At 71.7% G+C, this 13968-nt stretch carries 15 protein-coding genes; 10 read left to right on the plus strand and 5 right to left on the minus strand.

All coding sequences use genetic code 11. The annotated features are described in order from the left end of the window. Nucleotides 1-153: 153 nt before the first annotated feature. The 3 genes from ACQPZK_RS30790 to ACQPZK_RS30800 form a co-directional block, all read right to left on the minus strand. The gene (locus tag ACQPZK_RS30790; protein WP_433536220.1) at nucleotides 154-1248 is read right to left on the minus strand and encodes a PLP-dependent aminotransferase family protein; all 1095 of its coding nucleotides are present in this window, start codon (nucleotides 1246-1248) and stop codon (nucleotides 154-156) included. 106 nt (nucleotides 1249-1354) lie between these two features. Beyond that, on the minus strand, nucleotides 1355-1813 hold the full coding sequence (locus ACQPZK_RS30795; RefSeq protein WP_433536221.1) for an ester cyclase: 459 nt from the start codon (nucleotides 1811-1813) through the stop codon (nucleotides 1355-1357). A gap of 83 nt (nucleotides 1814-1896) precedes the next feature. Then, a complete protein-coding gene (locus ACQPZK_RS30800) occupies nucleotides 1897-2289 on the minus strand; it encodes a CBS domain-containing protein (protein WP_433536222.1) in 393 nt (130 codons plus the stop codon). A gap of 114 nt (nucleotides 2290-2403) precedes the next feature. On the opposite strand from ACQPZK_RS30800, the gene ACQPZK_RS30805 reads away from it, so the two are divergent. From ACQPZK_RS30805 to ACQPZK_RS30825, 5 genes are all read left to right on the plus strand, one after another. Continuing rightward, a complete protein-coding gene (locus ACQPZK_RS30805; RefSeq protein ID WP_433536223.1) occupies nucleotides 2404-2853 on the plus strand; it encodes an NUDIX hydrolase in 450 nt (149 codons plus the stop codon). Next, on the plus strand, nucleotides 2850-3617 hold the full coding sequence (locus ACQPZK_RS30810; protein WP_433536224.1) for a hypothetical protein: 768 nt from the start codon (nucleotides 2850-2852) through the stop codon (nucleotides 3615-3617). The genes ACQPZK_RS30805 and ACQPZK_RS30810 overlap by 4 nt, the downstream gene beginning before the upstream one ends. Nucleotides 3618-3694: 77 nt before the next feature. After that, nucleotides 3695-4426: a sugar phosphate nucleotidyltransferase gene (locus ACQPZK_RS30815; protein ID WP_433536225.1), complete on the plus strand. Its 732-nt coding sequence runs from the start codon at nucleotides 3695-3697 to the stop codon at nucleotides 4424-4426. Continuing rightward, a complete protein-coding gene (locus ACQPZK_RS30820) occupies nucleotides 4414-5481 on the plus strand; it encodes an iron-containing alcohol dehydrogenase family protein (protein ID WP_433536226.1) in 1068 nt (355 codons plus the stop codon). The genes ACQPZK_RS30815 and ACQPZK_RS30820 overlap by 13 nt, the downstream gene beginning before the upstream one ends. Then, the gene (locus ACQPZK_RS30825) at nucleotides 5456-6178 is read left to right on the plus strand and encodes a CDP-alcohol phosphatidyltransferase family protein (protein WP_433536227.1); all 723 of its coding nucleotides are present in this window, start codon (nucleotides 5456-5458) and stop codon (nucleotides 6176-6178) included. The genes ACQPZK_RS30820 and ACQPZK_RS30825 overlap by 26 nt, the downstream gene beginning before the upstream one ends. Before the next feature lie 380 nt (nucleotides 6179-6558). On the opposite strand, the gene ACQPZK_RS30830 is transcribed toward ACQPZK_RS30825, so the two are convergent. After that, on the minus strand, nucleotides 6559-7827 hold the full coding sequence (locus ACQPZK_RS30830; protein ID WP_433536228.1) for a glycosyltransferase: 1269 nt from the start codon (nucleotides 7825-7827) through the stop codon (nucleotides 6559-6561). A gap of 24 nt (nucleotides 7828-7851) precedes the next feature. On the opposite strand from ACQPZK_RS30830, the gene ACQPZK_RS30835 reads away from it, so the two are divergent. The 5 genes from ACQPZK_RS30835 (at nucleotide 7852) to ACQPZK_RS30855 (ending at nucleotide 13292) form a co-directional block, all read left to right on the plus strand. After that, entirely contained in the window at nucleotides 7852-8712 is an 861-nt protein-coding gene (locus ACQPZK_RS30835; RefSeq protein ID WP_433536229.1) for an Fpg/Nei family DNA glycosylase, read from the plus strand. Nucleotides 8713-8977: 265 nt separating this feature from the next. Beyond that, entirely contained in the window at nucleotides 8978-10549 is a 1572-nt protein-coding gene (locus ACQPZK_RS30840) for a sugar transferase (protein WP_421476426.1), read from the plus strand. A 32-nt stretch (nucleotides 10550-10581) separates the two neighbouring features. Beyond that, nucleotides 10582-11808: a sensor histidine kinase gene (locus ACQPZK_RS30845; RefSeq protein WP_433536230.1), complete on the plus strand. Its 1227-nt coding sequence runs from the start codon at nucleotides 10582-10584 to the stop codon at nucleotides 11806-11808. Next, on the plus strand, nucleotides 11805-12563 hold the full coding sequence (locus tag ACQPZK_RS30850) for a LytR/AlgR family response regulator transcription factor (RefSeq protein WP_053651534.1): 759 nt from the start codon (nucleotides 11805-11807) through the stop codon (nucleotides 12561-12563). The genes ACQPZK_RS30845 and ACQPZK_RS30850 overlap by 4 nt, the downstream gene beginning before the upstream one ends. 66 nt (nucleotides 12564-12629) lie before the next feature. Then, nucleotides 12630-13292, plus strand: coding sequence for a DUF5701 family protein (locus ACQPZK_RS30855; protein WP_433536231.1), 663 nt, complete (start codon nucleotides 12630-12632; stop codon nucleotides 13290-13292). A 28-nt stretch (nucleotides 13293-13320) separates the two neighbouring features. Here ACQPZK_RS30855 and ACQPZK_RS30860 read toward each other — a convergent pair whose 3' ends face one another. After that, entirely contained in the window at nucleotides 13321-13872 is a 552-nt protein-coding gene (locus ACQPZK_RS30860; RefSeq protein WP_433536232.1) for a Uma2 family endonuclease, read from the minus strand. Between the last annotated feature and the right edge of the window lie 96 nt (nucleotides 13873-13968).

Here is a 13968-nt window from a genome sequence, read left to right on the forward strand (position 1 = left end):
GGTTGTGCTGCACGCGTGACCCGTGGGCGGCCGGGTGGTGATCCCCGCTACACCTGACGGATGACGCTCGCAGCATTGTGGGGCCGCCGGCCGCCCGCTGGGGAGCCCTGGGGCGGCCGGCATCGTCTTTCTGTCGGGAACCCGACAGAAAGATCAGCTTCTGCTGGCCTCGACGGCCTCCGCGAGCCGGCGAACGCCCTCGTCGATCCGGTCCGCCGTCACCGCCGAGAAGGCCAGCCGCAGGGCGTGCCGCCCGCCCTCGAGGACGAAGTCGCTGCCCTTGACGACGGCGACCCCACGCTCGGCCGCCGCCGGGGCGAGTCGGTCCACCAGCACGTCCTCGGGGAACTCCACCCACAGGAAGTAGCCACCGTCGGGCTCGACGAACCGGGCCTGCGGCAGGTGCCGGCGCAGCGACTCGGCCAGCACCTGGGCCCGCTCGCCCAGCGCCGCCCGGACGGTCTCGATCGAGCGGTCGATGTCGCCGGAGACGCAGAACTGGTGCACGATCGCCTGCGACACCATCCCGGGCGAGATGTAGAGGCTCGTCGCGTTCTTGGCGATGTCGGCGATCAGATCCGCCGGGCCGACCAGGTAGCCGACGCGTACGCCCGGGCAGACCGTCTTCGTGAAGCTCGACGCGTGCACGACGACGTTGCGGGTGTCCATCGAGAGCATCGACGGCAGCGCCTCACCCCGGAAGCGGATGTCCGCGTACGGGTCGTCCTCGAAGATCGTGAAGTGGTACTCGGCGGCCAGGTCGAGCAGCTCACGGCGCTTCTCCAGCGACAGCGTCACGCCGGCCGGGTTCTGGTAGTTCGGGATGACGTGCGCCAGCCGGGGCCGCACCCCGGACTCCAGCAGCTTGCGCAGCTCGGCGGTGTCCAGGCCGTCCGGCTGGACGGTGACGCCGTGCAGCTCGCTGCCCATCCGCTGGAGGTTGAGCAGCGTGCGGTCGTACGTCGGACGCTCGACGACCACCGCGTCGCCGGGGCTGATCAGGTGGTCGAAGAGGAACGCGTCGGCCTGCAACGACCCGTTGGTGACCAGCACCTGGTCGGCCGCGACGCCGTGCTTCTCGGCGATCCACTTGCGCAGCGGAACGTAGCCGACGGAGGTGCCGTACGCCGTGACCCCCGCGGGATCGGCGTCGAAGGCGCGTACGGCGGCGGCCTTGAGCCCTTCGACATCGACGATGTCCAGCGACGGGGCCCCACGGGCAAAGGAGATCAGCTGCTCGGCGGTCATGGATATTGAGCGTACGGGCGGCGGCGGGGAACGCGCCGACGGCACGGCGATGTCCGCATCCTGAGCCACCGGGACGGGTGACCCGGCGGGGCCGGTCGGCGACTTGTCAGGCCGGAAGTGCGAGCGAGTCGTGCTGCGCCGCCCGGGAGAGGCCGTCAAACTGCACGCCGAGCGAGTCGAGGAGCCGGCTCCAGTCGAAGTAGGAGCGCCACGCGACGATCCGGCCCCGGCGTACCCGGACCACGTCGGCGACCTCCCAGCTCACCGAGCGGCCGGTCGGAGCGACGGTGCCGTACGGCGAGTGCAACGTGCCGGTGTGGGTGCCGCTGAGGCGTAGCTCCACGGCCGCGCCGCCGGACGTACGCACCGAGCCCAGCGGGTCGATCAGCAGATCCGGAAAGGCCCCCGTCCAGGTGCGCAGCAGCGCCGGCAGCTCGATCGGTCGGACCGTGACGCCCGGCATCGAGTAGAACGCCTCCGAGGCGTACAGGTCCGGCAGTCGGGCCACGTCCCGGCGTAGGAGCATCGCGTACTGCTGCTCGACCAGGCGCTCCGCGTCACGCATCGGGCCCTCCCTCGCGGGCCACGGCATTTCCGCGCCCGCGAGGGATCCTTACCCTTCGATCCAGCCCGGCACACCTGCGCGGTTCAGGTCGTGACGGCCACCTCGCTCTGGGCCCAGACGCGCATGATGTCCCGCACCGAGATCACCCCGGCCACCTCGCCGCCGTCGAGCACCACGAGGTGCCGGAATCCACCCCGGGCCATCGCGGCGGCCGCCTCGGCGACCGTCCACTCCGGCCCCGCGTACACGACGTCCCAGGTGAGGTGGGCGCCGGTGCGTTCGGTGTCGCAGTCGAGACCTGCGCCGATGGCCTTCAACACGTCACGTTCGGTCATGATGCCGACCCCCTCGGACTCGGGGTCGATCACGACCGCCGACCCGACACCGCGGGCCGACATCATCCGGGCCGCCTGGCGGAGCGTGTGCTCCGGACCGACGACGAGGACCTGGCTGGACATTGCTTCCCGTACCTGCATCACGCATCACCCCTTTGGGACCGTGGCATTCGGTACGGACATGGTCGTCCGTGGATGTTTCCAGGACAAGACCGGACATCGTCGGGATGCGGCGGCGCTCGCTACTGTCGACGCGTGTCCACCGAGCCCCTGCGCTGCGCCGGCGCGTTGATCGTCGACCGTGACGACCGCATCTTCTTCCAGCGCCGCTCACCGCACCGGCGCCTCTTTCCCGACTGCTGGGACATCGTCGGCGGCCACCTGGAACCGGGCGAGGAGATCGACGAGGCGCTGCGCCGGGAGGTCACCGAGGAGACCGGTTGGTTCGTCTCGGACGTCCTCGGTCAGGTGGGCGAATACCACTACGTCGGCGACGACGGCCTGGCCCGCGTCGAGTACGACTTCCTGGTGCGCGTGGACGGCGACCTCGGCCACCCGAGGTTGGAGGCGGGCAAGCACACCGAACACCGCTGGCTGGCCGAGCACGAGGTGACCGTGCTGGACGAGAACCGCGACGTCAACGACGGCCTGATCCGGCGGATCGCGGAGGAGGGCTTCGCGCTTCTGCGGTCGATCGGCCGGTGAACGCCGTCGAGCTGCCGCCGCACCGGATCGCCGGACTGCTCGCCCCGGCCGTGGACCGGGTCTTCCGCGCCGGCATGTCCGCCGGCCACGACTGGGGTGGCGCCGAGCTGAGCCAGCGGTACGGCGGGCCGGCGGCGACCGGTTTCCTCGTCGACCTGCGGACCCGGCTGGCCGCGCCCGGTGGCGCCGTCGACGGGGCGGGGTTCGCGGCGATCACCAGGTACCGGGACCCGATCGCCTGCCGACGGGCCGTGGACAAGCAGGTGGCCCACGGGATGATCTACCGGAGCCCGGACGGCGCCCTCTCCGCCACCGAGCGGGGTGCCGCCTTCCTCGCCGAGCTGTATCAGGTGCATGCCGAGGTCACCGAGGAACTGTGGTCCGGGCACGACGAGCGGGTGGCCCGACTGGTGGCCGTGCTCGGACGGCTGGTGGCGTACGCCCTCGTGCTCGCCGACGAGGAGGGGACCCGGAGCGGTTCCGCCTTCGCCGCGCTCGCGCCCCCGCACGAGCCGGACGGCACCCCGCCCGGCGTGCTGCTGCTCAACCGACTCGGCACGCTGCGCTATCACCGCGCTGACGCGCACGCCGCCGCCTGGACCGCCGCGGGGCACACGGCGTCCAGCGTCACCGCCCTGCCGCCCGGCCCGGAGCGGCTCGCCATCGAGCTGGAGACCGACCGCCGGGCCGCCGGGCCGTACGCCGTGCTCGCCGCCGAGGAGCGGCTGACCATGCTGGCCGACCTGGCGACGCTGCCCGGCTGACCGGTTGGCCGGAGTCGCCGGGCTCCCCAGGGCTATCCTCCACCGGTGACGGGAGCAGGACGAGGGAGGATGTCGCGATGATCGGAATGGTGCTCGCGGCCGGGGCGGGGCGTCGGCTGCGCCCGTACACCGACACGTTGCCGAAGGCGCTGGTGCCGGTGGACGGCGAGATCACGATTCTCGACATCGCGCTGGGCAACCTCGCCGAGGTCGGGCTCACCGACATCGTGATCGTGGTCGGCTACGCGGCGGACGCGGTCCGCACGCGGCAGGCCGACCTGGAGAAGAAGTACGGGGTCACGCTCACCCTGGTGCACAACGACAAGGCCGAGGAGTGGAACAACGCGTACTCGCTCTGGCTGGCCCGGGAGCACTTCGCGCGCGGCGTCCTGCTGGTCAACGGCGACACCGTGCACCCGGTGAGCGTGGAGAAGACCCTGCTGGCCGAGCGCGGGCCGGGCATCCTGCTCGCGGTGGACACCCTCAAGCCGCTGGCCGAGGAGGAGATGAAGACCACCTTCGACGCGGCCGGCCAGCTCACCCGGATCACCAAGATCATGGACCCGGGCGAGGCGTACGGGGAGTACATCGGCGCGACGCTGATCGAGCCGCAGGTCGCCGAGGCCCTCGCCGACGCGCTGGAGGCGACCTGGCGGCGGGACCCGAACCTCTACTACGAGGACGGTTACCAGGAGTTCGCCGACCGTGGTGGCGAGGTGCGGGCCGCGCCGATCGGTGACGTGCCGTGGGTGGAGGTCGACAACCACGCCGACCTGGCCCGCGCGCGGGAGATCGCGTGCCGCTACTAGCCCGGAGCGTCCTCACCCCGCTGCACATCGACGTGCGACGCGGGGCGGTCGCCGACCTGGCCACGATCCTGGCCGACGGACGCATCTCCGCCGGCGGCGACGTCGCGGTGGTGGTCGGGCCCGGTCAGGGTGCCCAGATCGCCGAGCTGATCCGGCCGTCGCTGCGATCCGCCGACGTGTTCACCGTCGCCGGGGCGACCCTGGACGCCGCCGACGATCTCGGTGGCAAGCTGCGCGCCCGCTCGTACGACGCGGTCGTCGGGATCGGCGGCGGCAAGACCATCGACGTGGCCAAGTACGCGGCCACCCGGCGAGGGTTGCCGATGGTGTCGGTGGCGACCAGCCTCGCCAACGACGGGATCGGCTCCCCGGTGGCCAGCCTCATCACGGACGGGATCAAGGGCTCCTACGGGGTGCACATCCCGATCGCGGTGATCGTCGACCTGGACTTCGTGGAGAGCGGCCCGGACCGGCACAACCGGGCCGGCATCGGCGACGTGATCAGCAACATCAGCGCGCTGGCCGACTGGGAACTGTCCCGGCAGGTACGCGGCGAGCCGGTCGACGGACTGGCCGCCTCCCTCTCCCGGGCGGGCGCCGAGGCGGTGCTCCACCACCCCGGCGACATGACCGACGACTCCTTCGTCACGGTGCTGGCCGAGGCGTTGATCTCCAGCGGCCTGGCGATGGCGGTGTGCGGCACCAGCCGACCGTCCAGCGGCGGCTGCCACGAGATCATGCACGCGGTCGACTCGCTCTACCCCGGGACCGCCTCGCACGGCGAGTTGGCCGGGCTGGGTGCGCTGTTCTGCACCTGGCTGCGCGGTGACCTACGCCGCTTCGAGGAGATGTCGGCCTGCCTCGCCCGGCACGGTCTGCCCCGACTCCCCGCCGAGGTGGCGCTCACCGACGACCAGTTCGTCGAGGCGGTGCAGTTCGCGCCGCGTACCCGACCGGACCGCTACACCATCCTCGAGCACCTGGCCCTGTCGCCTACCGAGACGCGGGAGCGGCTGGCAGACTACGCCGGTGCAATCCGCGACCAGCTTGGCTGACCCCCGTCCCACCGTCGCCGACTTCCACCGGGTCAACCGGGGTGGCGGCCTGTTCAGCGAGTCGATCAGCCAGTGGCTCGGCGCGGTCTTCGCGCTGGTCGCGCAACGCCTCGGACTGCGCCCGACCGCGCTGACCCTCACCAACCTGGTGCTCGGCCTGGCCACCTCCGTGACCGTGGTCGCGCTCGCCGGGCCGGTCGCGGACGGTGACGTACCGGCCTGGGTGGTCGGCCTCGTCGCTCTGGTCGGCTGGCAGGTGGCGTACTCCCTGGACTGCGCGGACGGGCAGCTCGCCCGGGTGACCGGCCAGGGCAGCCCGGCGGGTGCCCGGATCGACATCCTCTGCGACGTGGCCGCGCAGATCGCGCTGGTGGCCGCGCTGGCCGCCACCGCCGTCGCGCAGGAGCCGTCCACCCCGACCTGGCTGGTGGCGACCTTCGCGGGCACCTGGATGGTCAACCTGGTCACGTCGGTGATGCAGGCCGGCCCCAACGCCGCCAGCATGGTCACCTCGACCTCGCTGCCCGTACGCCTCGTGAAGCTGGTCCGCGACTACGGCGCGGTCATCTTCCTGGCCGCCCTGGTCCTCGCCGTAGCCCCCGCGTTGGTCCTCTGGGTGCTGGTCGCATTCACCATCGTCAACGGTGGCTTCCTGCTGGCGAGCATCGCCTTCTCCGCCCGAGCCTCCCTGCGCTGACCCACAGCCCACCGGCCCCGCGGCGCCGCGCCCACCCCGCGCCGACCCCGGCAGCCCGCAAGATCCGCACAACTTCCCCGATGTTGCTGCCTTCACAGCGCCGGAGGCAGCAACATCCCTGATGCTGCGCGGATCTGGCGGGAAGGAGTGCCGCCCAGCCGACCAGCGCTGCCCGTGCCCGTGCCCGTGCCCGGCAAGGGCGACAAGGTGTTCAAGTCGTCCTTTGCTCTGCTTCAACCCAGGAAACACCTGACGTCCGATAATCGGACGCCGCCTGTTTCCTCCGCTGAAGCAGAGCAAAGGAGGCGAGCAATAGGTGCGCTCCTCCGCCGTCACGACGGCGCGCGCCAACGACGGCGGCGGCGGCGCGCAGGCTCGCGTCAGGCCGGGCTGGGGGTGTGGGCCAGGCTGGCGTAGATGTCGATGAGCTGCTTCGTCACCACGTCGGGGTGGAAGGTGCGCTCGTAGCGGGCGCGGGCTGCCAGGGTCAGCCCGGCCGCGCCGGCTCGGGCGACCGGCAGGGCGGCGGCGAGCGCAGCCGGCTCCGGGGCGACGACCCAGCCGGCATCACCCAGACCGATCCCGGCCGGCATGACCGGGCCACCGCCCCCGGCGACCGCCGAGGCGGTCTCGGCCGGGCCGGTGCCGGCGGGCTCGTGCGGGGCGTCCGCTCCCACCAGGTACGGGATGCCGCCCAACGCGGTGCCGAGCACGGGCCGCCCGCTCGCCAACGCCTCGATGATCACGGTCGGTAGCACGTCGTGCCACATGGACGCCGCGATCACCACGGCGCTGGCCTCGACCGCGGCCCGTACCCCGGCGCGGTCGAGCTGCCCGAGGTAGACGACGTCGGGTCGCTCGGCGGCGGCGGCCTCGACCAGCGGGCGCAGCTCGCCGTCGCCGGCGATCCGCAGCGTGCCCAGGGTGCCAACCGGGTGCCGCCGCCAGGCGTCCAGCAGCAGGTCGACGCCCTTCTCGGGGGAGAGCCGGGCCATGTAGAGGAAGCCGTCACCGAGCGGGGCCGGTCGACCCGGATCGGGGACGGCGTTCGGCTTCACCACGATCCGGTCGTCCGGAATGCCGTAGTCACGCAGGTGGTCGGCGATGGCCGTGGTGAGCGCGATGAACCGGTCCACCGACCGCCAGGTGCCCCGGTGCACGGCCAGGGTGGTCGCCATCAGCGCGCTCTGCGCCGCCGAGTCCCGGTAGCACCGGTGCCTGATCGCCGGCACCCCCAGCGCCCGGCCCTTGCAGTCCTGGCAGATCACCCCGTCCCGGAAGTAGATCCCCGAAGAGCAGACCTGCCGGTAGTTGTGCACCGTCTGCACCACCGGCACGCCGTGCCGGTGCGCGGTCCGCACCACCCAGGGCGAGATCAGGGGGTACGGGTTGTGCAGGTGCAGGACGTCCGGGCGGTGCTCGGTGAGCAGCCGGCTCAGGTCCTGCTGGGCACGCGGCGCCCAGATCGGTGAGATCGGCAGCAGCGCCTTGGCCGCCTTCGACATCGAGGGGATCTCGTCCGAGCTGCGGATGAAGGGCAGCACCTCGACGCCGGCCGCGGTGAGCTGGGCGATCTCCGCGTCGACGATCGTGTTCTCGCCGGAGGGCTGAGCTTCCCGGTACCGGTTGTGCGCCACCACGATTCTCACGGGAAAGAAGGCTACCGTTGGCTGGTGCCCGAACTACCGGAGGTTGAAGCGCTCGCGGGTTACCTGCGGCAGCGCGCGGTGGGGCGGCGTGTCGACCGGCTGGAGATCGCCGCGATCAGCGCCCTGAAGACGTACGACCCGGCACCCACGGCGGTCGCCGGCAAGACGGTGGTCGACGCCCGTCGGCACGGCAAGTTCCTCGACGTCGTCATCGAGGGTGACCTGCATCTCGTGGTGCACCTGGCCCGGGCGGGCTGGCTGCACTACCGAGAGGCGTTCCCCTCCTCGACGCCGCTGCGCCCCGGCAAGGGCCCGATCGCGGTGCGGGTCCGGCTCGACGACGGCTCCGGCTTCGACCTCACCGAGGCCGGTACGCAGAAGAAGCTGGCCGCGTACCTGGTCACCGACCCGGCGACGGTGCCCGGGGTGGCCAAGCTGGGTCCCGACGCGCTCGCCGCCGACCTGCCCACCTTCGCCGAGCGGCTGCGCAGCCGACGCGGGCAGGTCAAGGGGGTGTTGACCGACCAGTCGGTGCTGTCCGGGGTGGGTAACGCGTACTCGGACGAGATCCTGCACACGGCGAAGCTGTCCCCGTTCGCGATCACCGATCGGCTCACCGACGCCCAGCTCGCCACCCTGCACGCGGCGACGCGGCAGGTGCTCGGCGACGCCGTCGAACGGTCCCTCGGTCAGCGTGCCGCCGAACTAAAGGGCGAGAAGCGGTCCGGGCTGAAGGTGCACGCCCGTACCGGCCTGCCCTGCCCGGTCTGTGGCGACACGGTGCGGGAAGTCTCGTTCGCCGACTCGAGCCTGCAGTACTGCGCCACCTGCCAGACGGGCGGCAAGCCGCTCGCTGACCGACGGTTGTCCCGTCTCGTACGGTGAGTAATCCCATGAGGCGACTACGGAGCGGAATCGTCCCGAGTGAGCCGAACCTCCCGTCCACCGTTCTCGCCACAGGCGCATCCATCGGTATAGTGGCCCGGTCCCCGGCTTCTGAAATGGTGCGGAGCCGGCCAGAATCCCGCCGACACCATCGGTCGCCAATCTCCTGCGGGGCGGCGACCGGCCGGAGCCCGCGTGGGAGACTGGGACGGTGGGCGACCCGGGCCCTCACGGCGAGTGAGCGGCACGTGTCATGCGGGAGGACATGGGTGAGGTGACGGCAAGCCTCCAGCGCCCGGTATCCAACGAAGGCCGGAGCAGACTCGTGCGGCACGTCGACAGCTTCGAGATCCAGCCGCCGACTCCGCCGTCACACAACGGCGTACCCCGGTCGGCGTGGGCCAGGGCGCGACGCCGTGTCTCCCGTTGGCACCGCCCGTACACCGCGATTCTGCTGCTGCTCGACTTCGGGGCGGCGGCGTTCGCCAGTTGGATCGCGATCCAACTCTTCGACCAGGCCGCCTCGGGTTTCTCCGGCACCAACCAGGACCCGACCTGGTTCCACACCATCTCCTACCTGCTGCTGCCGCTGGGCTGGGTGGTCATCCTCTGGAGCAACCGGGCGTACGACCGGCGGTATCTGGGGCTCGGCCCGGACGAGTTCAAGCGGGTCATCAGGGCCGCGGTCACGGTCGCGGCCAGCGTCTCCTTCCTCGCCTTCGCCACCAAGACCGCGCTGTCGCGGTGGACGGTGGGCACGGCGCTGCTCGGGGCGCTGCTGCTGATCCTGTGGTGCCGTTTCGTGGCCCGCTGGGCGCTGCACTACATCCGTCGGCGGGCCGGTCAGGCCGCGCACCGGATGGTGCTGGTCGGCACTCTGCCGGAGTGCCTGGAGGTCTACGCGGCGGTCACCCGTAGCCCGGCCGCCGGCCTGATGCCGGTCGCCATCCACATCACCGACGGCTACGCGGCGGCCCGTGGGGTGCCGACGCCGGTGCCCGTGCACTCCGGCCGCGATGTCCTCGCCCTGGTCCGCGAGGTCGGCGGGGACACCATCGCCGTGTGCGGGTCGGCCAGCGCCGAGCCGGGTGAACTGCGCCGACTGGCCTGGCAGCTCGAAGGTTCCGGGGTGGATCTCGTGGTCGCCCCGCAGTTGACCGACATCGCCGGCCCGCGGGTGCACATCCGGCCGATCGAGGGTCTGCCGCTGCTGCACGTCGAGGAGCCGACCCTCTCCGGGCCGGCGCTGCTGGCCAAGAACCTGATGGACCGCGTCGCCGCCGGCCTCGGCCTGCTGCTGCTGATCCCGCTCTTCATCTCGATCGCGGTGGCGATCCGGATCTCCGACCCCGGGCCGGTCTTCTTCCGGCAGCCTCGGGTGGGGCACGAGGGGCGCACGTTCCGGGTGTGGAAGTTCCGGACGATGTACGTCGACGCCGAGGACCGGCTGGCCAGCCTCACCGACCAGAACGAGACCGACGGCATGCTGTTCAAGATGAAGCAGGATCCCCGGGTCTTCCCGGTGGGCCGCTTCCTGCGGGCCTCGTCGCTGGACGAGCTGCCGCAGTTGATCAACGTGCTCTGGGGTGAGATGTCGCTTGTCGGGCCGCGCCCGCTGCCCGCCGACGACGGCGACTTCCTGGGCGATGTCCGACGCCGTCTGCTGGTACGCCCCGGCATGACCGGGCTGTGGCAGGTCTCCGGCCGCTCCGACCTGTCGTGGGACGAGGCCGTCCGGCTCGACCTCTACTACGTCGACAACTGGTCGCTGGCGTACGACCTGAGCATCCTGTGGCGCACCGTCGGAGTGGTGCTCGCCCGTAAGGGCGCGTACTAGCGCCGGCGGCGGCGAGCCGTCAGGATCGCTGCGTGGGTGGCAACCTCTCCGCCGTCGTCGGCGTCGTCTCGCTGGTCACCGCGCTGACCGCGGCTCTGCTGGCGGTGCTGCGACTGCGCGCCCGGCGCGGCATCGCCACCGCCACCCAGCGGGCCACCTACGAGGTGCTGCACACCGCCGGGCTGGCCGCCGAGCCGCTGCGGGCCGGACTGAGCGCGGCGGGCGCGGCGAAGGCCGTACGCCATCTGCGAGCCCTGGTGGGCGCGGTCGGGCTGGCGCTCACGGACGCCGACGAGGTGCTCGCCCTCGACGGACGCGGCACGCACCACGGCGAGCAACTGCTCGCGGCGGCCCAGCGGTCGGTCAGCTCCGGGCGGTCGACCGTGCTCGGGGAGTCCGACCTGCGCTGCGACCGGGTGGACTGCCCGATCCGTGGTGCCGTTGTCGCGCCCCTGCACGGCGCCGACGCCCGGGTGGTCGGGGCGCTGGTGGCGATCGCCGACAACGCGCCGGCGCCGGGGCTGGTGCAAGCCACCCTGGAGACCGCGCACTGGGCCGGCAACCAGCTCGCCCTGGCCGAGCTGGACTCGTCCCGGGAGCGGCTGGCGCGGGCCGAGATCCGGGCGTTGCGGGCGCAGATCAGCCCGCACTTCATCTACAACGCGTTGACCGCGATCGGTTCGTTCGTCCGCACCGACCCGGAGCGCGCCCGGGAGCTGATCCTGGAGTTCGCGGAGTTCACCAGGTACTCCTTCCGCGCGCACGGCGAGTTCACGACGCTCGCCGAGGAGCTGCGGTCGATCGACAGGTACCTGACGATCGAGCGGGCCCGTTTCGGTGACCGGTTGCAGGTGCGGTTGCAGATCGCACCTGAGGTGCTGCCGGTGACACTGCCGTTCCTCTGCCTCCAGCCGCTGGTGGAGAACGCGGTTCGCCACGGGTTGTCCCGCAAGCCGGGCACGGGCATGGTGAGCATCGAGGCCCGGGACGCGGGCGCCGAATGCCACATCACGGTGGAGGACGACGGGGTGGGTATGGATCCGACCACGCTTACCGCCGGTATCGCCGAGCTGGCCCGCAGCACCGGCGACCCGGGCGACGACACGGGCCAGCACGTCGGCCTCTCCAACGTCGACGAGCGGCTGCGCTCGGTCTTCGGGGACCGTTTCGGTCTGGTCGTCGAGACCGGGCTGGGCTCGGGCACGCGGGTGAGCATGCGGGTGCCGAAGTTCCACCCGGGCGTACGGGCAGGGTCGTGACCACCGGTTTCCTGCGGGTGCTGGCGGTGGACGACGAGCCGCCCGCGCTCGACGAGTTGGCGTACCACCTGCGGGCCGACCCTCGGGTGGCCCGGCTGCACACGGCCGGGGACGCCACCGAGGCGCTGCGGCTGCTGCGCGACGGCGACGTGGACGTGGTCTTCCTGGACATCCGGATGCCCGGCCTGGACGGCATGGAGCTGGCCCGGGTGCTGCGCCGGTTCGCCCGGCCGCCGGCGATCGTGTTCGTCACCGCGTACGACGACGGTGCGGTGGACGCCTTCGATCTGGGCGCCACGGACTACGTCCGCAAACCGGTACGCGCCGAACGGCTGGCCGAGTCGCTGCGGCGGGTGATCGGGTCACGGGTGGTGCCGTCGCACCCGGCGGCGCTGGCCCGGGCCGAGGAGGATCCGACGATCCCGATCGAGCTGGCCGGGACGACCCGCATGCTGCCCCGCTCGGCCGTGCGGTGGGTGGAGGCACAGGGTGACTACGCCCGGCTGCACACCGCCGAGGGGTCGCACCTGGTACGGGTCTCGCTGGCCACGCTCGCCGAGCGCTGGGCGGATGCGGGTTTCGTGCGGGTGCACCGGTCGTACCTCGTGCAGTTGAAGTTGATCGCCGAACTGCGCCTGGTGAACTCCGGCTACGTGGTGGTGGTCGACTCCACCGAGCTGCCGGTGAGCCGGCGGCATACCCGCGAGCTGAAGGACAAGCTGGTCCGGGCCGCGAAGCAGGACTGGAGTCGCTGAAGCGGGAATGCCGGCAGTCATCCCGTACGTTGTACGCTAGGCCGTACGACATCCGGGAGGGCCGCCGTGACCGAAACCCCGTTCGACGCCGAGACCGAGTTCGACAGCCAGGTCGACAACCTGGTGCGGTTGGGCTACCCCACACTTGCCGGGATGACCGAGAGCGCCTTCCGCGACCTGGTCGCGCCCCTGCGATCCCGAGCGGTCGACGGTGCCGCCGGCCTGCCCGGGCCCACCGACGCGCGGGCGCCCTTCCTGCTGGTCGTCACGCGCGACCTCATCGGCGTGGAGCCCCGACTCGAACTCACCACCCTGGCCGGCAAGCGCAAGCCCGGCTTCCTCGACCGGCACTACGCCGAGGACGACCTGCCGCGCTTCGACCCGATCAAGGAGCTGGAGGTGCCCGCCGGGCCGGCGTACCTCCTCTTCGACGTCGACCGTGGTGAGGAGTTCCGCAACCTCGCTCCGGCGGCGGCCATGGAGGGCATGACCGCCCAGGATCGGCTTCCGCTCACCATCGACGAGGGGCTCGCCTTCATCACGCTGTATCCCGAGTCGTTGGCCAGCAACAGGTGCTTCTCGCTGGTCGGCTCGCGGTGCGGCGACAAGCGGGTACCGGCGCTGTGGATCAGCCAGGGCGCGCCGAAGCTGGGCTGGTGCTGGTACGGCAACCCGCACACCTGGCTCGGCTCCGCCTCGGCCCGGCCCGAGCGCGTCGGCCTGGACTGAGCCCGGCAACCGCCCAGCACGAACCCGGTCAGAAGATGTCGGCGAGCGCGAGCGTGAGGGGGAACGGCTGCTCGCTGCGGTAGACCTCGCCCGTGCCGACGGCTGCCTGCTCGCGGTAACCGCCCGGGCCGTTCACAAGCACCGTCAAGGTCTGCTTGCGGGGCTCCACCAGCCAGTAGAGCGGGATGCCGGCCGCCGCGTACTCGTGCCGTTTCAGCACCAGGTCGCGACCGGCCTTACTGGGCGAGATCACCTCGACGACGAGGAGCACGTCGACCGGGTCGAGCGCGGCGCCACCTCGATCCATCGCGCTCTCGTGCGCGACGAACAGATCCGGGACGAAGTACGACGAGCGCTTGGCGCTGACGCCGATGTCCTGCCCGACGAGCACGCTGGCCGGTGCCTGCCGGTCGAGGAGCCGGCGGAGGCGGTTGGCGACCGCGCCGTGGAAGACGTCCGCATGGGGGGACACGAGCAGACTCCCGTCGAAGATCTCGTAGACCTGGTTGTCCTCGGGGAGGCCCTGGAGGTCGTCCACCGTCCAGGCGTCACCTCGGCCGGGCCGGGCAGGATTGGTCACCGTCACACCTCCTCTCTACCGGTCCACCCTGACAGCTCGGCTGGTCGTCCACAACGAACCTCGGGCGTTCGGGGAGGCCGGCCGGCATCAGCACCG

This window comes from Micromonospora sp. CA-249363, assembly GCF_050950185.1.
GTDB lineage: Bacteria > Actinomycetota > Actinomycetes > Mycobacteriales > Micromonosporaceae > Micromonospora.

Excerpts from the sequence above, each read along its gene's own strand:
- ACQPZK_RS30790 (WP_433536220.1), bottom strand. The coding sequence starts at position 1,248 with ATGACCGCCGAGCAGCTGATCTCCTTTGCCCGTGGGGCCCCGTCGCTG.
- ACQPZK_RS30795 (WP_433536221.1), bottom strand. The coding sequence starts at position 1,813 with ATGCGTGACGCGGAGCGCCTGGTCGAGCAGCAGTACGCGATGCTCCTA.
- ACQPZK_RS30800 (WP_433536222.1), bottom strand. The coding sequence starts at position 2,289 with ATGCAGGTACGGGAAGCAATGTCCAGCCAGGTCCTCGTCGTCGGTCCG.
- ACQPZK_RS30815 (WP_433536225.1), top strand. The coding sequence starts at position 3,695 with ATGATCGGAATGGTGCTCGCGGCCGGGGCGGGGCGTCGGCTGCGCCCG.
- ACQPZK_RS30840 (WP_421476426.1), top strand. The coding sequence starts at position 8,978 with ATGGGTGAGGTGACGGCAAGCCTCCAGCGCCCGGTATCCAACGAAGGC.